We start from the raw sequence: 21170 nt of genomic DNA on the forward strand, positions 1-21170 counted from the left end.
GGGGGGGGCCCCCCCCCCCCCCCCGGGGCCCGGGGGGGGGGGGGGGCCCCCCCCCCCCCCCCCCCCGGGCGGGGGGGGGCGGCCCCCCCGGGGGGGCCCCCCCCCGGGGAGGGGGGGTCAGTTCGCGCACTCCAGGTCCCGGGCGGGGCGCTCGCCGGTGGTGAGGAACCCGGTGACGGCACGGTCGCCGCAGGCGTTGCCGTTGCCCAGGTAGGCGCCGTGGCCGCCGTGTTCGACGGTGACGAGCACCGCGCGCCGTCCCAGTGCCTCGCGCATCTTCAGGCCGCTGGAGTGGGGCGTGGCCGGGTCGCGGCGGCTCTGGATCATGAGGATGTTGGACGGGCCCTCGTCGGTGATGCGGACGGGCTTCTCGTCGGGGGTGTTCTTCCAGAAGGCGCACGGCAGGACGTTGACGGGCATGCCGCCGGTGAGGGGGCTGCGGGCGCGGTCCTCGTCGACGGTGCGCTGGCGGTCCCGGGCGTCGGCCTCGGGCCAGGTCACGTCGTTGCAAATGACGGCGATGAGCTGGGCGGCGTCCTGGCCGCGCAGCGGCTGGGCCAGCTCCGGCGGCAGGACGGGCGTGGCGGCGGGGTCCTGGACGGCCTTGACGAGGCGGGCGAAGGCCGGGAAGGCCGCGTCGGAGGTCAGCGCGTTCTGCAGGGCCTGGCGCAGGCCGTTGCCGGTGAGGGGGGTGTCGGGGGTGGTCGACTTCCGCGGGGCGCGGTCCAGGGCGGCGGCGAGCGCGATGACGGTGGGGCGCACCTCGTCGGGGGTGGCGGCCAGGCGCAGGCCGTCGCGGTCCCGGTCGGCGTGGGCGGCCCAGGCGGCGAAGTCGGGGAAGCGGTCGTCGACGCCCCGGGACATGTCGGCGAGCCAGCCTCGGGCGACGCGGGTCGGGTCGGGGTCGCCGCTGCTGTCGAGGACCCAGCGGTCGGTGCGCTCGGGGAACTTCTGGGCGTAGGCGGCGCCCACGTAGGTCCCGTAGGAGACCCCCCAGGCGGAGAGCCTGCGCTCGCCGAGGGCCACGCGCAGGGCGTCGAGGTCGCGGACCTGGTTGGCGGTGGTGAAGCTCGCGAGGACGGCGCCGCCGTTGCGGTCGCAGGCCTCGGCGGTGCGTCGGGCGCGGTCGAGGTTGGCGGTGATGTCCCCGTCGGCGGCGGGCCAGGCGCGCAGGCTGGTGAGGTAGCGGTCGCCCGGGGCGAGTCCGCAGTCGGCGGTGGTGCTGCCGCCGACGCCGCGGGGGTCGAAGGAGACCAGGTCGTACGTCCCGGCGAGTTGCCGGCCGAGGGCGTCGCCCTTCTGGGTCAGGCGCTGGACGCCGGAGCCGCCGGGGCCGCCCGGCAGGACGACGAGGGTGCCGCGGCGGGCTTCGGGCCGGTCGCTGCGGATCCGGGAGACGGCGAGGTTGATCCGGGGGCCGTCGGGGTCGGCGTGGTCCAGCGGGACGGGCAGGTCGGCGCATTCCTGGGTGGCGGGGCCGCCGGGCTTGGCGCAGGGGCGCCAGGTCAGGCTCGGGCGGTCGGCGCCGGCCGGGGCCGCGTCCTCGGCGTGGGCCTGGAAACCGGCGGTGAGTCCGGCGGCGGCGGTGGCCGTGCAGAGCGCGATCAGGAGGGCCTTGCTGCGGTGTGTGGTCATGGGTAAAGCCTCGTGCAGGCACGGCCGTCGACCCATCCGGCAGGCCCGTCGGACCGGGGTGGGGATATCCCCCCGGTGGTCCCCCGATGATCCGTACGGTTCCCCCGCGCCCGGCACGGGCGGGCGGGCGCGGGGTAACCGTCGGGCGATGTGCGGGGGTCAGGCCGTCACGGGGGTGACGTCGAGGACGGCCTTGCCGAGGATCCGGCGGGCGAGGAGCCCTTCGGCGGCCTCGGCGGCCCGGGTCCAGGGGCCGCGCCAGCCGATCTGGGCGTCGAGGCGGCCCTGTTCCAGCAGGTGGAGCAGGAAGCCGAGGTCGGCGCCGAGCGGGGTGGTGATGTTGAAGTTCTCCAGGCGTCCGCGCGCGCTGGTGACGCGGGAGTGCTCGAAGTCGATGGTGGTCGACTCGCCCGAGGCCTTGCCGATGGCCTGGACGACGCCGTCGTCCTCCAGGCGGTAGAAGGCCTCGGCGAGTTGGGCGCCGCCCACGTTGTCGATCACGCCGTACACGGGCGCGGTGAGCTTCGTGGGGCCGCCGACGATCTCGGCGGCCCCCAGCTCGCGCAGGCCCTCGGCCCGGGCGGGGCTGCCGACCGAGGCGACCACGTGCGCGCCGGCGAGCGCCGCGAGCTGGACGGCGTAGCGGCCGACACCACCGGAGGCCCCGGTGACGAGGACGCGGCGGCCGAGCACCGAGCCGAGGCGGCGGCAGGCCTGGAGGGCGGTGACCCCGGCCACCGGGAGCGCGGCGGCGAGGCCGAGGTCGACGGCGTCGGGGACGACGGCGAGTTCGGCGGTGTCGACGGCGCGCAGCCGGGCCCAGGCGCCGCCCCAGCCGAAGGTGACCACGCGGGTCCCGGCCGGCGGTCCGGAGCCGTCCTCGGCGGGGCGGACCACGACCCCGGCGGCGTCCCAGCCGGAGACGTAGCCGGGCCGCGTCCGGGGGGAACGGTAGGCGATCTCACCGTAGTTGAAGGAGATCGCGGCGATCTCCACCAGGGCCTGCCCGGGGCGCGGCGCGGGGTCCGGGGCCTCGTGGAGGGCGAGTTGCATCGGTGCGTTCGGATCGTGGACGAGGGCGTGCATCCGGTGTGCCTTTCCGGCTGGTGCGGAGGGAGCGTCGGTCGATCAGGCGATGCGCATGTTCGCCATCATGCCCATGGCTCCGTGGTCGAACATGTGGCAGTGGTAGACGTAGGTGCCCCGGTAGCCGGTGAAGGTCGCCTGGAGTTTGACGGTCTCGCCGGGCATGAGGGCGACGGTGTCCTTGAGTCCGGTCTCGGCCCCGGCGGTGACGGCCGCGCCGTTGCGCTCCAGCACCCTGAACTGGACCAGGTGCATGTGGAAGTTGTGCGGGACGAACTGGTTGACGTTCTTGACGGTCCAGATCTCCGTGGCGCCGTAGGCGATCTCGGTGTCGATGCGGTCCATGTCGAACGTCTTGCCGTTGATGTACGCCATGTCGCTCGGGGCGCCGGTCTCGTCCATGCGCAGCTCGATGTCCCGCTGGACGGTGGCGGTGGCCAGCGGCGGCAGGGTGCGCAGCGCGGCGGGGACGACGCTGTCGTCGCTCGCGGTGCGGGTGACGCGGAACTGCAGGACGCGTCCGATCAGGTCGACGGGCTCGCCCGGGGCGGCGGCCTTGTTGACGAGTTCGACGGTGCTGCCGACGGGGTAGCGGGAGAAGTCGATGACGATGTCGGCCCGTTCGCCCGGGGTGATCGGGACGGAGTTCGTGCGGTGGGGGGAGGTCAGCAGGCCGCCGTCGGTGCCGATCTGGACGAGTTCCGAGTCGTCGGCGAGGCGCAGGTCGAAGAAGCGCATGTTGGCCGTGTTGGTGAAGCGGAACCGGTACTTGCGGGCGGCGACCTCGAAGAAGGGCCAGGCCTTGCCGTTGGCGAGGATGACGTTGCGGTGCTGGAAGTCGCCCATCTGGTAGACGAGTTCGCCGTTCTGGGCGAATCGGGCGTCGCGCAGCTGCACGGGGACGTCGTAGGCGCCGGAGGGCAGGCCGAGGCGGCGTTCGACGTCGTCGGTGAGCAGGTAGGTGGCGGTCAGGCCGCGGAAGACGTTCTCCGACTCCAGGTGGTGGGCGTGGTCGTGGAACCACAGGTTCGCGTGGGGCTGGGTGTTGGGGTAGGTGTACGTCTTGGTGCCGCCGCCGGCTGCGATGAGGTCCATCGGCGAGCCGTCGCTGTCCTGGGGGACGTGCCCGCCGTGCAGGTGGATCGAGGTGGGGTCGGAGAGGGTGTTGGTCTGCTTGACGACGACGCGGCGGCCGGATTCGGCCTTGATGACGGGGCCCGGGAAGGAGCCGTTGAAGGTGCGCACCGGGGTGTTCAGGCCGGGCACGATCTCCTTGGTGGCTTCCTTCAGCGTCATGCTGTAGTAGCTGGTGGTGTTGGTCGTCAGGTACGGCTGGAGCACCGGCGCGAGCGGCATCCGCTGGGTGAACTTGGCTATGCCGACCGGGTCGAGGTCGGCGGCGGCCGAGCGGGGTTCGTCGGCGGTGGCGGTCACGACGGGCAGCAGCATGCCGCCCGTTCCGAGGACGCTGGCTCCGGCCACGCCCGCCCTGAGTGCGGTCCGTCGAGTGATCACGTTTCCCCCGTGGGTACTGGCCCGGTCCCCGCGTGGCGACTCCCCTGCGCGCGGGCACGCGGTGGTGGACGCAGAGAGTGTGCGCGGGCGCGGTCGCGCGCGACTGGTGGGGCCGTCGAGTCGCGCGAGGGGTGGGAGGTGAGGGGGGTGGGTGCGGCGGGCGACGTCTGCTCGCCGGGTGTGGCGCGCGCGGCCCGGCCCGGGACGCGAGGTCCCGGGCCGGGCCGGGGGTGGGGGCCTCCTTCAGGAGGTGTGGAGCCACCACTGGTGGTGGTCGTACCGGCACTGGTAGTGCTTCCAGTGCCCCTTGGACTGGCCGGTCTTGCCCGCCTTCTTGCAGGAGCCCTCACTGGAGTAGGGGCCGTGCTTGCCGTTGGGGCGCAGCTGCTCGGCCGACACGGAGGCCGTCGACTGTTGGGGAGCGGCGGACGCCGCGGGGCCGGCCAGCATCAGGCCGAGGGTGACCAGGGCGGCCGCAGGAGCGGTGCGCAGGAGCTTCGTGTACATGAGGGTTCCTCCTTCGGGTGCCGGTTCCGGATTCCCGTTCTTCCCGGTCCTTCCGGGTCCGTTGGATTCGATCCGGTTCCGTCCGTGGTTCGGAACCTCAACGTACGGAGCCCCGTGTCCCGGGCGCATGGTCACCGGGTCCCGGTCCGGTCCCGACCGTGCGTGGGAGCACGGCCCGTACGAGGGTCCCGGATTCCGTGCTGACGAGGCGGAAGGTCCCGCCGAGCTCCTCCGCGCGCTCGGCCATGGAACGCAGTCCGAGGCCGCCGCCGCGCGGCCCGCCCTCGCCGACCCCGGCGCCGTCGTCGCGGATCTCCACCGACACCGCTCGCCGGGTCAGGACGACGGATGCGTGCGCGTGGGCGGCGCCCGCGTGGCGGACGGCGTTGTTCAGGGCCTCCGCCGTGATCCGGTAGAGGGCGACCTGCACGGCGGCGGGCAGGCCCGGGAAGGGGTCCGGGGTGAGGCTCACGGTGATCCGCAGCGAGCGGCCCAGGTGTTCGGCCAACTGGCGCAGGGCGCGCGGCAGGTCGGCTCCGTCCAGGGCCGCCGGCGCCAACCCGCCGGTGATGCGGCGCAGTTCGTCGATGGCCCGCCCGATGCCCTCGGAGACGCCGGCGAGGGAGTCCGAGACCCCGGCGTCGGACGGCACGGCCGTACGGGCCGCGTCGACCTGGAGGCGCAGCCCCGACAGGGCGGGTCCGAGTCCGTCGTGCAGGTCGTGGCGCAGCCGGCGGCGCTCCTCCTCCCGGGCCAGCACGATCCGTTCGCGACTCGTCTGGAGGTCCTCGTAGAGCCGGAGGGAGGCGATGGCGGGGGCGCTGTGGTCGGCGAGCACGCGCACGGCTTCGCGGTCCTGCTGGTCGAGGGCGAGTTCGCCCTCGCGGGGGGAGGCGTACAGGTGCCCGATCTCCCGGTCGCGGTGGACCAGCGGGAAGGCCTCGTCGAACTCGCCCGGGCGGCCCAGCCGGGCCAGTTCGCGGCGGCCGTGACGGGTGCCGATGACCAGGCGGGCCCCGGGCAGTTTCAGCGTCCGCACCACCGCGTCGCACACCAGCCGGGGCATGTCCCCGGGGTCGAGGGTGTGGCTGAGCCGGTCGGCGAGGGTGCGCACCGCCTGGTAGGGCTGGGCGCGTTCGCCGTAGTAGTAGCGGTCGACCGTGCGGGCGGCGCGGCGGGCGGTGGGGCGCAGCAGGGCGCCGATCAGCAGGGTGGAGACGGCCATCAGCCCGGCCTCGGGGGTGAGGGATCCGGGTGCGAAGTAGGACAGGACGAACGCGCCGCCCGCGTAGGCCATGAACAGGGCGAAGGTGAGGACGAAGGCGGTCAGGATGCGCCGGCCCGCGCGGTCGAGGGCCCAGGTGCGGTCGCGGATGTGGACGTACCCGACGGTGGCGGGCCAGGCCGCGGCGGCGAGGAAGACGATGATGACGCTGAAGCCCTCGGGGACGTCGGCGTACTGGTTGACGCAGATCACCGCGATCCACACCACGTAGGGCACGACCAGGATCGCGTAGGGCCGCTCGGACCGGGGGGTCCGGGGCCAACGGACCAGCATGATCAGCATGCCGACGCCGACGAGGATCGGGGGCACCCAGTCGACGGCCGTGTCCATCCAGGGGGTCAGCAGGCGTTCCGGGCCGGCCCAGGCGCCGTCGGCGATGGGGGTGGGCACGCCGTAGTAGACGAACCCGGGGTGGGTGAAGGCGTGGTACTGCTGGAGGGCGCTCCAGACGGCGGTGAGGACCGCGTACGGCGGGCCCCAGCCCCGGGGGAAGCGACCGCTGGGCAGCCACAGGGGCAGCGGGTAGATGATCAGGTTGATGAGGGTGTACGCCGTCATCGCGAGGACGACCACGGCGGTGAAGACGCCGGGACCCGCGCCCAGCACCACGGCGATCAGCGGGACGGTCTGGGCGAGCGTCAGCGCGCAGCCCGCGCCGAGCATGAGGCCGCCCAGGACGCGCGCGGTGCGGCGGGCGGCGAACACCATGCCGGTGAGGGCGATGCCGAGGCCGACGAGGGCGTGGTCGGCGGCGAGGTGCAGGCTGACGCCGCTCAGGGCCGGGTGGCCGAGGTGGGTGAGGGTGATGACGGCCCAGGTGGCGGCGGAGGCCATGGTCAGGACGCAGACGGCATAGGCGGGGAGCATCTCCGGCCCCGAGCGGGGCGGGTGGGGCGCGGATCGGGGCGGGGTCCGGGGCGCGGTCCGGGGCGCTGGGTTCATACCGGCCTCCCGGGCCGCTCGGTGCCTCGTGGGGCCTTGTGGGGCTTTGTTCCTTGTGGGCCTTGCGCCTTGCGCGTCATGCGTGTCGTGCGGCGACCTCGTCGGCCGGGCGGGCGGCGGGAAGGTCAGTCCTCGGCGCCGAGGCCCGCGTCGCGGGCCCGGGCCACGGCCTCGGCGCGGGAGGCGACCTGGAGCTTCTCGAAGACGTGGGTGACGTGGTTGCGCACCGTCTTCTCGGACAGCACCAGCTCCCGGGCGATGCGTCGGTTGTCGTGGCCCCGGGCGATGAGTTCGAGGACCTCGACCTCGCGGGCGGTCAGGGTGGGGAAGAACGCCTCGGCGCCGCGCCGGTGACCGCCGGACAGGAGGGCGGAGAGGCGGGCGGCGAGGTCCGAACCGATGACGGCGCCGCCCGCGGCCACCGTGCGCAGGGCGTGGAGCACCTCCTCGGAGCCCGCTCCCTTGACCACGTAGCCGCGCGCGCCCGCCCGGAGGGCGGCCAGCAGGTCGCCGTCCTCGTCGGACATGGTGAGCATGAGGACGGGGAGTCCGGGGTGGCTCGCGGTGAGCCGGCGGGTGGCCTCGATGCCGGAGATGTCGGGCAGCGACAGGTCCATCACGACCACGTCGGGCCGGTGCAGGTCGACCGCTCCGGCGACTTCGCCGCCGGTCTCGGCCTCGGCGACGACGAGCGCGCCCCGGGTGCTCTCCAGGGCGGCCTTCAGGCCCTCGCGGAACAGCGGATGGTCGTCGACGATCAGGACACGGGGAACGCGCGGCTCTTCTCCGGACACGGATCGACACTAACAGTTACGAAGTTGTCGCCCTTCGAAATCGCGGGGGCGTGCGGGAGCGTGGGACCGGGTGGGGGACGGGGCGGGGCGCCCCGTCCCCGCCCTCGTCATCGTCATCGTCATCGCCGGGATGCGATCACCAGCCGGTCCGGCGGGCGGGCCGGGGTGGGCGGCAGGCTCAGCGGGCGCCGGCCGGGGGTCAGGGAGCCGAGGACGCGCGGGCCGCGCGCCCCGGTGCAGCCCGGGGCGTTGCCCGGCAGGCCGTGGAGGGTGAGCCAGCCCAGGACGGCGAAGGCGTACGCCTCCTTCGCGGCGGACGGCAGCCCCAGCGCGTCGGAACGCGACAGGGCGGTGCCGGCGGGCAGTTCGGCGCGGAGCATCTCCATGAGGACGGGGTTGCTCGTGCCTCCCCCGGAGGCGACGACCTCGGTGACGGCGAGGGGGCGCAGGGCGTCGGCGACGGTGCGGGCGGTGAGCCGGGTGAGGGTCGCGAGGAGGTCGGGCGGGTCCAGGGCGGGGAAGTCGGCGAGGGCGGAGCGCAGGTACGCGTGGTGGAAGTGCTCCTTGCCGGTGGTCTTGGGCGCGGGGCGGGCGTAGTAGGGCTCGGCGAGCAACCGGCGCAGCAGCGGCTCGTGCACCCGCCCGGCGGCGGCGAGCGCCCCGTCCTCGTCGTACGCGCGCCCGCCCCGGGTGAGGTCGTGCACCGCCGCGTCGAGGAGGGCGTTGCCGGGGCCGGTGTCGAAGGCCACCGGTGGCCCGGCGACGGGCAGGGCGGTGAGGTTGGCGATCCCGCCGATGTTGAGGGCGGCCGGGACGCCGGGGCGGCCGCGCAGCAGCATCAGGTCGATCAGGCCGACCAGGGGGGCGCCCTGGCCGCCGGCCGCGACGTCGGCGGGCCGGAAGTCGGACACGACGGGGCGGCCGGTGGCCTCCGCGATCCAGGCGGGGCGGCCGAGCTGGAGGGTGCCGCGCACCTGTCCGGCGTCCGTCCAGTGGTAGACGGTCTGCCCGTGGGAGGCGATCAGCTCCGCCTCGCCGTCGCAGAGTTCGAGGTCGGCGCGGGCGGCGAGCCGGGCGAAGGCCCGTCCGATGCCGGTGTCGAGGCGGCACACGTCCGCCAGGGTGGTGGGGGCGGGTGGCAGGGCCGCGGCGAGGGCCGCCCGCAGGGGCGCCTCGTAGGGGGCGGCGATCATGCCGAGCGGGACCAGGCGCAGGGTGTCGCCCTCTTGGACGAGGTCGGCGGCGGCGGCGTCGACGGAGTCGTGGGAGGTGCCCGACATCAGGCCGACGACCCTCACCGCAGCGGCCTTCGGTGGTCGTCGCCGCGCAGGGACGCCAGGGCGAGGGCGCTGACCGCGCAGGCGCCGGCGGCGTACAGGGCGGGGACGTCGGTGTTGCCGGTGGCGGCGATCAGCGCGGTGACGACGAGTCCCGCACAGCCGGAGAACACGGCGTTGGCGAGGGCGTAGGCGAGCGAGAGGCCGGTGCAGCGCACCCGGGCGGGGAACATCTCGGCGAGCATGGCGGGTCCCGGGCCCGCGAGCAGGCCGACGACCGCTCCCGCGCCGAGGACGGCGGCGGCCTTGGCCGGCGCGGGGGCGGCCGGGTCCTGGATCAGGTGGAGCAGGGGCAGGGCGAGGAGCGCGACGGTCAGGGCCCCGGCGAGCATCACGGGGCGGCGGCCGATCCGGTCGCTGAGCATGCCGGCGGGCAGGATCGAGGCGGCGAAGCCGAGGTTGGCGAGGGCGGTGGCGATGAGGGCCTCCCGGAAGGACGCGCCGAGGGTCTGTTGCAGGTAGGAGGGCAGGACGACGAGGAAGGTGTACCCGGCCGCCGACCAGCCCATGACCCGCCCGACGCCGAGGACGACGGCGCGCGCGGTGGCCCCGCGCGCGGTCCCGTACGGCCCGTACGGCCGGGGCGACCGCGGAGACGGGGGCGGCGGGGGCGGCGGCGCGGGGTCGTGCGGCAGGGTGGTGCGCAGCCACAGCACGGTCAGCCCGAGGGGCAGGGCCAGCAGGAACGGGATCCGCCAGCCCCAGGCGTGCAGGGCGGTCGGGGGCAACACGGTGGCCAGGAGGGCGGCGGTGGCCGCGCCGGCGAGCAGTCCGAGCGCCACGGTGAGGGACTGCCAGGCCCCGTACCGGCCGCGCCGACCGGGCGGGGCGTGCTCGGTCATCAGGGCCACGGCCCCGCCGAACTCCCCGCCGGCGCTGAGTCCCTGGAGGGCGCGCAGCAGGGTGAGCAGGACGGGGGCGGCGGCGCCCGCCGCCGCGCGGGTGGGCAGCAGGCCGATCAGGGTGGTGGCGAGGGTCATGAGGCCGACGACGAGGACCAGGACGGTCCGGCGGCCGAGCCGGTCGCCGAGCCGGCCGAAGAGGAGGGCTCCGGCCGGCCGGAAGAAGAAGGCCACGGCGAAGGAGGCGTACGTGGCGATCAGCGGTCCGGCGCCGCCGGCCGCCGCGCCGTCGCCCGTGGGGGGCGGGGTGAAGAAGTGGTCGGCGATCACGGTGGCGAAGCAGCCGTACACGCCGAACTCGTACCACTCGACGAAGTTGCCGGCCGCGCCGGCCGTCAGGGCGCGGCGGGACCGGCCGATGGCCGGCGGCGCGGGGGTCGGGGCGAGCGGGGTCATCTCCGCCGGCCACCCGCCCGCGGAGCCCGCCACCCCTCCGGGCGCGCGCCTTCCCCACCGCGCCCCGGCACCGCCCGGGTGGGCGGCACGTTCCCACGGGGGGCGGCGGCCGTGGAGTGTCCGGGGCGTGGTCTCACGTGGTGGGCCGCAGGCGAGAGGCGGCGAGGGGGGTGGCGGAGCCGGAGTCCTCGGCGCCCGCGGCTGCCGTGGTGGTGGCCAGGGCACTGCCGGACAGCCAGGTGCGCCAGTCCACGTTCCAGTCGCCGAAGCCGTTGTCGAAGGCGGCCATCTTCGCCCCGCCGCTGTTGACCACCTCGACGATGTCCCCCTCGCGGACCGTCTCGAAGAACCAGGCCGCGTCCCGGGTGCTCATGCCGGTGCAGCCGTGGCTGACGTTCTCCTCCCCCTGCGCGTCGACCGACCAAGGCGCGGCGTGCACGTACTCTCCGCTCCAGGTGACCCGGGTCGCGTAGAAGACGGGCAGGTCGTAGAACTCCTTGGTGCCCTTCTTGATGCCGACCGTGTCCCCGCGCATGCGGACCTTGTACTCCTTGCCGAGGATGACCTTCACGCCGCTGCGGGTCAGGAAGCCCGCCTTGCCGGTGGTGACGGGGATCGTCCTGATGACGCGTCCGTTGCGGCGTACGGTCATCTCGTGCGCGGCGGAGTCGGTGACGGCCTCGATCCGGTCGCCGACGGTGAACTGGAGGGGCTCGGAGGGGCCGCCGTAGCCGTGGTCCCCGATCCGTACGCCGTCGAGGCCGCTGCGGACGCGGACCACGGTGTGCGCGGGCCAGTAGGTGCGGGGGCGGAAGTGCAGGGTGGAGTCGTCCACCCAGTGCCAGGCGCCCTCGACCCGCGGTTCGGAGGTGACCTCGAGGGCGCCCTCCAGGCGGGCGCGGGCCTCGGGGTCGCCGGCGGGCACGGGGTGGCTGAGTTCGGCGGTGACGATCTCCCCGGCGCCGTACGTGCCGGGACGCGGGCCGAAGTCGACGGTGAGCCGGTCGCGTTCCGCGCCGCCGGCGCCCGGGCCCCGTCCGCCGTCGGGCCCGGCGGCTCCGGGCTTGCCGTCGTCGAGGGCGCCCGCCCCGCCGCCTCCGGGTCCGTTCGCGTGGCCGTCGGGCCGGGCCGTGCGGAAGGCCATGGTCACGCCGACCGGTGCGCCGGCGCCGTCCTGGGCGTCGACCCGGACCGTGTAGTCCTCCCCCGCCCGCAGGGGTTCGGTGTTGTGCCAGCGGGTGCCCTCGGGGCCCAGGGTGCCGGCGAGGTGGCGGCCGTGTCCGTCGCGGACGCTGATGTCGGTGAGCCGGCCGGACCGCTCGTCGGCGAGCGCGATCTCCAACGGCGCCCCGGGGTCGGTGGGGAGGGTCTCCCCCCGCCCGGCGACCGGGTCGCGCAGGAGGGAGCCCGCACCCCGGGCGGTGGCGACGACCCGCCGCTCGCGCCAGGTCCCGCAGGCCTCGGCGCGGAAGGTGCGCACGGGGCACCAGGCGGAGCCGGCCTCCCCGCCCTCCTCCACGGCGCGGCCGACGAGCAGGGTGAGCGCCGCCTCCGGGAGCGGCGCGGAGGGTGCGGCGACCGCTTCGGGGGAACGGCCCGGGACGGCCGCGACGACCAGCAGGGCGCCGGTCACCGCCGCCGCCGTACTCCACGTCCTCTTCCACGAAGTGGCCACGCAGCCCTCCCAGATCTCGTACGCCGATCGGCGGCCGGATGCCGACCGGATGGCAGCATCAAAACGATCTGGAGCCAAGACGATGATCACAAACCCGGCCCTGCCGCCGAACGGACCCGCAAGAGAACCCGCACGGAGCAGTACGCTCGGCGGATGGCGAAGTACTTCGACGTGCACCCCGAGAATCCTCAGCGGCGCACCATCGGCAGCGTGGCCGAAAGCATCCGGGCCGGTGGGCTCATCGCATACCCGACGGACTCCTGCTTCGCGCTGGGGTGCCGGCTGGGCAACCGTGACGGTCTGACCCGGATCCGCTCGATCCGGGCCCTCGACGACCGTCACCACTTCACCCTGGTCTGCCAGAACTTCGCGCAGCTGGGGCAGTTCGTCCACGTGGACAACGACGTGTTCCGCGCGATCAAGGCGGCGACGCCCGGTCCCTACACCTTCATCCTGAAGGCCACCTCGGAGGTGCCGCGCCAGATGCTGCACCCGAAGAAGAAGACGGTCGGCGTCCGCATCCCCGACCACCACGTGACCCAGACGCTGCTGTCCGAGCTGGGCGAACCCCTGGTCTCCAGCACCCTGCTCCTGCCCGACGAGGAGGAGCCGCTGACGCAGGGTTGGGAGATCAAGGAGCGGCTCGACCACCTGGTCGACGCCGTGGTCGACTCCGGGGACTGCGGGACCCGGCCGACGACCGTCATCGACTTCTCCGACGGCGAGGCGGAGATCGTCCGGCGGGGCGCGGGCGACACGGCCCGTTTCGAATAGGCACCGCCTCCCTCCCCTCTCCTCCCCTCTCCTCCCCTCCCTTCCCCCGCCCGCCGCTCCGGCCGTCACGGCGGATTCCGGTTCCCATCGGAATCCGCCACGTCCGGGTATGAAATCCGGCCGGCTCGCGTTCGGGTCGGGATTACTCCATTCACGCTCAAGCCCGGCTCATGGCGCTACTCGTTTAGATATGAACATTATTGACGTACCGACAGTAACTCCACGAGGCGCCCGAGTAACGGAGAGGAGAAGTCCACCGGCCTGGCGTGAATGAATCGGTTCGACGGCTCGACTTTCACAAGATCCGTTATGTAGGGTTCCAGCTATTCACCGCTCGACGGGGAGCGGCAACAGCCCTCGGTAATGGTCCGGACTTTTTCCGGAACCCGTCCGGAGCCGCCGCAGGTGCGGCGCCCGGACCCACGGGGCCGGCGTCCCCGCCGCGCGTTCGTACGCGACACACGTGACCCGACACGGGGGGACCATGATGCGGTTCCAGCTTCTGGGGCCGCTCAGCATCGCTCAGGGCCCCGAGACGGTGGTTCTCAAACCGTCCAAACCGACGAGCCTCCTCGCCGCGCTGCTCCTCCATCCCGGAGCCGTCGTTTCCACCGACTATCTCCTGCGCGCCGTATGGGACGAGGAACCCCCCGCCACCGCGCGAGCCGCACTCCAGACCTGTGTGCTGCGCCTTCGCCGGCTATTCGAGAAATACGGGATATCCGCGACCACCATCGAGGCGGTGCCGGGCGGTTACCGCATGCGCAACGACGAAGAGACCCTCGATCTCGTCCTGTTCCGGTTACTGACCGCCCGCGCGCGGGCCGCCGCCGGGAGCGGCGAGGAACTGTACCGCCTGCGGGAGTCGCTCTCCCTGTGGCACGGACAGCCCTTGTCCAACGTGGCCTCGCGCATGCTCCAACGGGACGCGGCGCCCGCGTTGGAACAGGAACGGTTGCGGGTGCTGGAGCGGGTCTGCGACCTCGAACTGGCGGCAGGCAACTGCCACCAGGTGCTGATCGACCTCTACGAGACCACCCGCCGCCACCCCGTCCGCGAGCGCTTCACCGAACAGCTCATCGAGGCCCTCTACCGCACGGGCCGGCAGGCCGAGGCCCTGGCCGAATACCGGGCGGTCCGCGACCGGCTGCGCGAGGAACTCGGCGTGGACCCCGGCCCCGGGCTGCGCCGCCTCGAACTCGCGATCCTGCGCTCCGAGGAGCTGGGCGGCCCGACCGCCCGCACCCCGGAGGTCGAACCGCCTCCTGCGCGACCCGCGTTGACGGTCGCCGGCCCGCCCGCGCACGGCGGGTTCCCGCCCGTCCCCGGCTTCGCCGGGCGCGAGGCGGACCTGCGGTCCATGGCGCTGCGCCTGACCGACCCCGACGGATGCAGGCTGATCGTCGTCTCCGGAGCGCCCGGCATCGGCAAGTCGGCGCTCGCGCGGCAGAGCGCGTACGCCGCCCAGGGGACCTTCCCCGGCGGGGTGTTCGCCGTGGACCTCACCCGGCCGGACGGGAGCCCCCTGGACGTCGAGGAGGCGCGCAAGCTGCTGCCGGAACCCCGCGAGCCCGGGCGGCGGCTGCTGATCCTCGACAACGCGGCCGGCGCCGGCCAGGTGCTGCCCCTGCTGCCCGGCACGGGGACCGCCACGGTGGTGATCACCAGTCGGCGCGCGCTGGCGGCGGTCGTGGCCACGCACGGCGGCGCCGTGCACCGGCTCGACGTCCTCGGACCGGCGGAGGCCCTCGGGCTGCTGTCCGGGCTCGTCGGCGCCGAGCGGATCACCGCCGAGGAGCGGGCCGCGCGCGAACTCGCCGCAGCGTGCGGGTACTTCCCGCTCGCGTTGCGGATCGCCGCCGGCCGGCTGCTGACCCGGCCCGCCCTGTCCGTCGCCGACTGCGCGGCCTGGCTGGCGCAGGACCCACCGGGGCGGCTCGCCCTCCCGGAGGACCCGCGGCTCTCGGTCCCGGAGGTCGTGGGCCGGGCCGTGGCCGCGCTCGCGCCCGAACTGCGCGAGGTGTTCCTCCGGTTGGGCTCGCTCAAGCAGGGTTCCGGTCTCGCTGCGGCGGGCAGCGCCACCGTCCTGGAACAGCTCGTGGAGGCGGGGATGTTGGAGGACGGCCCACCCGGTCAGCCCTACCGGATCCATGCCTTCCTCCGGGTCTGCGCGCGGTGGCTGGCCCGGGAGGCCGACGGCGCGGCCCCGGCCGCGGCCCACCCCTGATCCCGCGTCGCACCGCGCCGCACCGCCCGCGGCCCGCTCCCGGCCGCGCCGGGCCCGTACGCCCGGACCGGCCACCCCGGTCCCGTACGGCCCAGCCCCACCGAGCCACCACACCGCCGCACCACCGGCACCATCCGCACCACCCGCACCGGACACCACCCGCACCACGGACCACACCCGCACCACCGCACCCTGTTCCGCGCTCCACCGGCATTTCCCACCTCACGCCCTCGCCCCACCCCGACGCACCCAGAGGTGTTCCATGTCCCAGGCCAGCTACCAGGCCGTCGCCGCGACCCGGCCCCGCATCCGTCGTGACGTGCTCTTCACCGAGACGCCCGACGGGGTGCTGTTCCACAACTCCGACGGTGGATTCCGCCTCACCGCGCGCACCGCCTACCGTTTCGCCACGCTGATCGTCCCGCACCTGACGGGCGAACACTCCGTCGCCGAGCTCTGTCAGGGCATGGGCGATCCCCAGCGCGCGATGGTCGGCGAACTCGTCAGGACCCTGTACGAGCGGGACTTCGCCCGCTCCGTCGAGGAGGCGGGCGCGGACACCGCCGACCGGCCGGCCCCCTCCCCCGACGTGGCCCGCCGCTTCGCCCCCCAGATCGCCTACGCCGACCACTACTCCGACGACGCCGAGGCCCGCTTCCTGCGCTTCCGTCACACCCGGGTCGCCGTCCTCGGCACGGACGCCGTGGCCCGCTGGTGCGCGCTGAGCCTGGTGCGCAACGGCTGCGCCGTCGTCGGCGTCCTGCCCGGCACCGACACCGAGCGGGTCGAGGCCGAGGCGGCCGAGACCCGCGCCGACGGCTGCCCCGTGGAGGTCCGCGCCCTGCCCGTCCCGTCGGACGACCGGGCGTGGGACTGGGACCGGCTGGCGGACTACGACTTCGTCGTGGTCACCGGCGGGCCCGCCGCGCCCGCCCGGCTCTTCCCCCTGCTGCGCGCCGGGATACCCGAGGGGCGGTCCCTGCTGCCCGTCTGGTCCTACGGTGACGACGCGGTCGTGGGGCCGCTGATGGCGCACGGGACGACCGGCTGCTGGTCGTGCGCCGCCCTCAGGATGGGCGCGGCCCGCGGCGGTGCGGGGGCCGCCGACGTGTGGAGCTCCCTGGCCCTGCCCGACGCGGCCGCGTCGACCGCCGGCGTGCCGGGGCGGCCCCTGGCCGCGATGCTCGGCAACCTCCTCGGGTACGAGGTGTTCCGCGCCGCCTCGGGCGCGCTGCCGGCCGAGACCGAGGGCCGGCTCCTCGTCCAGGACACCGCCTCGCTGGACGTGGTCGCCGAGCCGCTGTTCGCGCACCCCCGTTGCCCGTTCTGCGCCCCGCCGGAGGAACCGGAGGTCGAGCCCGTCGACCTGGCCGCCGCCGGTACCTCGGGCGCGCCCGAGCTGCCCACCCTGGAGACGGCCCGCGAGGCCGACGCGCTGGTGGAGGAGTTGAACCGGCGCTCCGCCGCGGTGCGCCCCCGGGCCGGGGTGTTCACCGGGTACGCGGACGAGGAGCTGACGCAGATCCCGCTCAAGCTGGGCGTGGTCGAACTGGGCGTGGGCCACGCGGGGGTCCGCGCGGTCGCCGCCTTCGACATCCACCACGTCGCCGGCGCGCGGATGCGGGCCCTCGACGCGGCGGCCCTGGTGTACGCGGAGCACGTCGTGCCCGCGCGGGTCGTGGACCGGTCCGCCGCGCGCGAGGGCGACGGCGCGCCGGTGGCCGCGGCGGCGCTGGCCACGGCCTCCGGGATACCGGGCGAGCCGGCGGCGTACCAGCGGGCCGTGTCCCTGCTGACGAAGGAACCCGCGCTCGTTCCGGCGGGCGCCGTGCGGCCGTTCGGCCCGCACAACGCCGACCGGCTCTTCGAGCGGACCCGGGCCGGGGCGGGCGCCGGCCCCTCCCCCGCCGACGCGGCCGCCGCCGGGCTGCTGTCCGCGCTGGGCCACGCGGCGCTGCTGCGGGTCGTGCGGGGTGCGGCGGCCGGTGCGGTGCCGCTGCCGGCGCCCGACGGGGACGACGCGGAACTGGCCTTCCTCGTACGGTCGGCGGACCGGCTCGGGATGACCCCGGAGCTGCTGGACCTGGGCGAGGGCGAGCGCAGCGGGGCGCAGGTGCTGCTGGCCCGCTCCGGGGAGCGTTGGGCGCTCGGCGCGGGCCTGGACCGGCGTACGGCGGCCGTCGACGCGCTGCGGGAACTGCTCGGCGCGGTGCAGTACGAGGCCGACGGGGCGACCGGGGACACCCCGGTCGACACCGGTGATCCGCTGCTGCGCGATCTGGACGCCCGCCTGCCGGTCGCCTCCGGCCCGGCGGCGGCCGTGGCGGAGGGCCCGGCCGTGTCCTGGCAGCGGGTGCTGGAGCGGCTCGGGGACGCCGGGCTGGACGCGTACGTGGTGTCCACCGGGTCGGCGGACCTCGCCGGGGTGGGCGTACACACCGTACGGGTGCTGCTCACGGCGGTGCGGGAGTCCGACGATGAGGCGTAGCGGCCGGGGCCCGTCGGTGCGGGTCGACGCCGGCGTGGCGGCCGGGCTCGGGGCCGGGGCGGCCGGACGGTTCACGGCCTTGCTGGAGCGGGCGCTGGCCGACCTGGAGGGGCCGGCCGTGGCCCTGTCGGTGCTGGGCGTGCGCGACGCCTTCGCGCCGGGCGCCGGCGCGCCGGACGCGGGCGCGGAGCCCGTCGTCCCCGTGTGGCTGTACGGGTACCAGGCCGTGGTGGGGCCGACGGGCGGCCCGGCGGGCGGCCCCGCGGGGTGCGCCCACTGCCTGGAGCGGCGGTGGCAGGCCGTCCGCTCGGTCGCGCTGCGCGACGCGCTGGAGTTGGGCGGCGCCACGCGGGCGGCGGGCGAGTGGCCGTACGCGCACGCCTTCGCGGCGGACGCGCTGGCCGCGCTGGTGGTGCGCGCCGGCTCCGCTCCGGTCGACGACGCGGTGTTCCCCGTCGTGTGGTCGCTGGACCTGCGCGGCGGTGCGGTGCGCGGATTTCCCCTGGTGCCCGATCCGGAGTGTCCGGTGTGCGCGACGCCCGTGGTGGACGCCCCGGAGGCGCCCGGGTTCGCCCCGGCGCCCAAGTACCGGCCGGGGGTGTTCCGTACCCGTCCCGTGGAGACGTACGGGATCGAGGTGGCCGCCTTCGCGAACCCGCTGTGCGGGGCGCTGGGTCCCTCCCTGGTCCAGGACGTCTCGTCGACCTCGACCTCGGCGACCATCGGGTGCTTCTCGATGCGGTCGGGCGAGTACCTGCGCGAGACGTTCTGGGGCGGGCACACCGATTCCTTCGCACGCAGTGCCCGGGTCGGGGTGCTGGAGGGTCTGGAGCGGTACGCGGGGATGCGGGCGCGGTCGCGCGTGACGAGCGTGCGCGGCTCCCTGCGGGAGTTCGCCGACCGGGCGGTGGACCCGCGTGACGTCGGCCTGTACGACGAGGAGTTCCACCGGGACAACCCGCACGTGCGGCCCTTCGACCCCGACCGGGAGATCCCCTGGGTGTGGGGCTGGTCGCTGCGCGACGAGACACCGCGACTGGTCCCCGAGGTGCTGACGTACTATCACGCGCCGGGTCTGGAGAACCGGTTCGTCCAGGAGAGCTCCAACGGCTGCGCCTCGGGCGGGAGTCTGGCCGAGGCCGCCTACTTCGGCCTGATGGAGGTCGTCGAGCGGGACGCGTTCCTGCTGACCTGGTACGGGCGCCAAGGGCTGCCGGAGATCGACCCCGCGACCAGTGCGCGGGCCTCGACGCGGGCGATGGTCGACCGGCTCGCGCTCTACGGCTACCGGGCGCGGTTCTTCGACACCCGGATCAGCTTCCCGATCCCGGTGGTGACGGCCGTCGCGGAGCGGTTCGACGGCGGTACGGGCCGGATGTGCTTCGGGGCCGGGGCCGGTCTGGATCCGGAGTCGGCGCTGGACTCCGCGCTGTGCGAGATCGCCACGGACGCGGTGAACCTGCCCGGCCGCACCGAACGGGACGGGGAGCGGCTGCGCGCGATGGCGGCCGACTTCTCCCTGGTGACGGCCCTGCACGACCATCCGCTGGTGTACGGGGTGCCGGAGATGGGCCGGCACGCCGACTTCCTGCTGCGCGGCGGGCCCCGCGGCCCCCTGCGGTCGGTGGCCGACCTGGCGCCCGAGCGGCCGGTGTCACACGACGTGCGCGAGGACCTGGCGCGCTGCGTGGAGGCCGTCGCGGACCGGGGGTTCGACGTGGTGGTGGTCGACCAGACGCTGCCGGAGCAGCGGGTGCTGGGGCTGCACACGGTGAGCGTGCTGGTGCCGGGGCTGCTGCCGATCGACTTCGGCTGGTCGCGGCAGCGGGCGCTCGGCATGCCCCGCCTGCGCACGGCGCTGCGCGAGGCGGGGCTGCGCGAGCGGGACCTGGTCCCCGCCGACCTGCACGTCGCGCCGCACCCCTTCCCCTGACGCGGGCCACCGCCCTGTCCCCACACGAACCGAGGAGGATCCGTGGGCTACGCCCATGACTACGCGAGCGCCATCCTGCACCGGGGCCGGATACCGATGGAGCCCGTGGACTTCGTGCCCGACTGGGCCGACCGCCCCCGCAAGGCGAAGTACTACCCGCAGGCGGAGACCCTGCCACTGCCGGAGCCGGTCGCGCCGGTGCCGGGCGCGCCGGTGCCGGGCGCGCCGGCCGCGAGCGGGTTCAGCCTGACGTTGCTGTCCGGGATGCTCCAGGACTCGTACGGCCTGGTGGGGCGCAGGCTCGGCGTCCAGGCCAACACCGACCTGGCCGCGCTCCCCCACTACCCGCAGGCCAACTGGTCGCGCGGGACGGCCTCCGGCGGCGGGCTCTACCCGGTCGGCGTGTACTGGGCGGCGGGCGCGGGCGGCCCCCTCACCCCGGGCGTGTACCACTATGCCCCGCACGTGCACGGGCTGCGCCGGCTGCTGACGGGCGACGTCACCGGCGACGTCCGCGCGGCCTTGGGGGCCGGGGAGGAGGGGCCCACCCAGTACCTGCTGCTGAGCGTCAAGTACTGGCAGAACGCGTTCAAGTACAACAGCTTCTCCTTCCACGCCGTGAGCATGGACGTCGGCACGGTCGTCCAGACCTGGCGGCTGTGGGCGGCGGAGCGCGGTCTGCGGATCGCGCCCACGCTCTGGTTCGACGAGGAGCGGCTGGCCGGTCTGCTCGGGGTGGCGCCCGAGGAGGAGGGGATCTTCGCCGCGGTCCCGCTGGAGTGGGAGGGCGCCGCCCCCACCGCCGCCGCCCCCACCGCCGGCGCGTCCGCATCGGCGTCCGCGTCCGCATCCGCCGGGCGCCCCCCGGTCGCCGTCCCGCCCTCGGGGCTCTCCGTGCGCCACCGCGACGCGGAGCGTTCCCGTACGGTGCTGCGCTTCGAGACGCTGCGACTGATCCACGGCGCCACGCTGGGGCGCACGGCCGACCGTCCCGCGCCGGGCGCGCTGGACGCGGCGGCCGCGTTCGCGCCCCGCGGCGGCGAGCCCGCGCCGCTGCCCGCCCCCGCCGAGGCGCCGATGGGGGCCGCCGCGGCGCTGCGGGCCCGGCGCAGCAGCTTCGGCCGGTTCGACGCGAGCCGGCCGCTTCGGGCCGCGCAGTTGGCGGCGGCGCTGGCCGACTGCGCGGCCACGTCGGTGGGCAGCGAGGCCGAGCGTCCCGACGGGCCCCGCCTGACCTCGTTGTACGCCTTCGTCAACCACGTCGAGGGGGTCGCGCCGGGGACCTACGCCTACGATCCCGTCGCCCACGCGCTGCGGCTGGTGGTGGCGGGCGCTCCCGGTTCCTTCCTCCAACGCAACTACTTCCTGTCCAACTACAACCTGGAGCAGGCGGGCGCGGTGCTGGTGCCGACCGTCCGCACCACGAAGGTGCTCGACGCGGTGGGCGACCGGGGCTACCGCCTGGTGGGCGCCACCGTCGGCGCGGTCGCGCAGACCTTCTACACCACCGCGGCCGCGCACGGGCTGGGCGCGGGCGTCGCGCTCGGCTTCGACAACGTCTCCTACGCCGAGCGGCTGGGGCTGACGGACACCGACGAGGCCCCGCTGCTGGTGATGCTGCTCGGCCACGAACGGCCGCGGCCGGCCGACTTCCGCCACGAGATCGCCTGACCG

At 75.1% G+C, this 21170-nt stretch carries 14 protein-coding genes; 5 read left to right on the forward strand and 9 right to left on the reverse strand.

The features are described 5' to 3' along the window. Window positions 1-117: 117 nt before the first annotated feature. From ACZ6ZI_RS29485 to ACZ6ZI_RS29525, 9 genes are all read right to left on the reverse strand, one after another. The gene (locus ACZ6ZI_RS29485; RefSeq protein WP_469525794.1) at window positions 118-1635 is read right to left on the reverse strand and encodes an alpha/beta hydrolase; all 1518 of its coding nucleotides are present in this window, start codon (window positions 1633-1635) and stop codon (window positions 118-120) included. 159 nt (window positions 1636-1794) lie between these two features. Continuing rightward, window positions 1795-2721: a zinc-binding dehydrogenase gene (locus ACZ6ZI_RS29490; protein WP_469525797.1), complete on the reverse strand. Its 927-nt coding sequence runs from the start codon at window positions 2719-2721 to the stop codon at window positions 1795-1797. Between the two features lie 42 nt (window positions 2722-2763). Beyond that, a complete protein-coding gene (locus ACZ6ZI_RS29495) occupies window positions 2764-4236 on the reverse strand; it encodes a multicopper oxidase family protein (RefSeq protein WP_469525798.1) in 1473 nt (490 codons plus the stop codon). A 243-nt stretch (window positions 4237-4479) separates the two neighbouring features. After that, window positions 4480-4743: a hypothetical protein gene (locus tag ACZ6ZI_RS29500; RefSeq protein WP_469525799.1), complete on the reverse strand. Its 264-nt coding sequence runs from the start codon at window positions 4741-4743 to the stop codon at window positions 4480-4482. A gap of 97 nt (window positions 4744-4840) precedes the next feature. Continuing rightward, on the reverse strand, window positions 4841-6895 hold the full coding sequence (locus tag ACZ6ZI_RS29505; protein ID WP_469525802.1) for a sensor histidine kinase: 2055 nt from the start codon (window positions 6893-6895) through the stop codon (window positions 4841-4843). A gap of 200 nt (window positions 6896-7095) precedes the next feature. Beyond that, window positions 7096-7764 (reverse strand): response regulator, encoded by a 669-nt coding sequence (locus tag ACZ6ZI_RS29510; RefSeq protein ID WP_469525804.1) that lies wholly within the window; start codon window positions 7762-7764, stop codon window positions 7096-7098. 119 nt (window positions 7765-7883) lie between these two features. Then, entirely contained in the window at window positions 7884-9062 is a 1179-nt protein-coding gene (locus ACZ6ZI_RS29515) for an anhydro-N-acetylmuramic acid kinase (protein WP_469525806.1), read from the reverse strand. Continuing rightward, window positions 9059-10399 (reverse strand): MFS transporter, encoded by a 1341-nt coding sequence (locus tag ACZ6ZI_RS29520; protein WP_469525809.1) that lies wholly within the window; start codon window positions 10397-10399, stop codon window positions 9059-9061. Before ACZ6ZI_RS29520 ends, ACZ6ZI_RS29515 begins: the two co-directional genes overlap by 4 nt. A 133-nt stretch (window positions 10400-10532) precedes the next feature. Next, complete coding sequence (locus ACZ6ZI_RS29525; protein ID WP_469525811.1) at window positions 10533-12074, reverse strand: L,D-transpeptidase; 1542 nt, start codon at window positions 12072-12074, stop codon at window positions 10533-10535. Window positions 12075-12227: 153 nt separating this feature from the next. Between ACZ6ZI_RS29525 and ACZ6ZI_RS29530 the strand changes: the two genes are divergently transcribed. The 5 genes from ACZ6ZI_RS29530 to ACZ6ZI_RS29550 all read left to right on the forward strand — a co-directional run bounded on the left by ACZ6ZI_RS29530 (window position 12228) and on the right by ACZ6ZI_RS29550 (window position 21167). After that, entirely contained in the window at window positions 12228-12848 is a 621-nt protein-coding gene (locus ACZ6ZI_RS29530; RefSeq protein ID WP_363060352.1) for an L-threonylcarbamoyladenylate synthase, read from the forward strand. 463 nt (window positions 12849-13311) lie between these two features. Then, window positions 13312-15075 (forward strand): AfsR/SARP family transcriptional regulator, encoded by a 1764-nt coding sequence (locus ACZ6ZI_RS29535; protein WP_469525814.1) that lies wholly within the window; start codon window positions 13312-13314, stop codon window positions 15073-15075. A 262-nt stretch (window positions 15076-15337) separates the two neighbouring features. After that, a complete protein-coding gene (locus ACZ6ZI_RS29540) occupies window positions 15338-17563 on the forward strand; it encodes a TOMM precursor leader peptide-binding protein (RefSeq protein WP_469525815.1) in 2226 nt (741 codons plus the stop codon). Then, window positions 17553-19496 (forward strand): TOMM precursor leader peptide-binding protein, encoded by a 1944-nt coding sequence (locus tag ACZ6ZI_RS29545; RefSeq protein WP_469525817.1) that lies wholly within the window; start codon window positions 17553-17555, stop codon window positions 19494-19496. The genes ACZ6ZI_RS29540 and ACZ6ZI_RS29545 overlap by 11 nt, the downstream gene beginning before the upstream one ends. 42 nt (window positions 19497-19538) lie before the next feature. Then, entirely contained in the window at window positions 19539-21167 is a 1629-nt protein-coding gene (locus ACZ6ZI_RS29550) for a nitroreductase family protein (RefSeq protein WP_469525820.1), read from the forward strand. Window positions 21168-21170 lie beyond the last annotated feature (3 nt).

The organism is Streptomyces sp. NPDC103540, assembly GCF_055584445.1.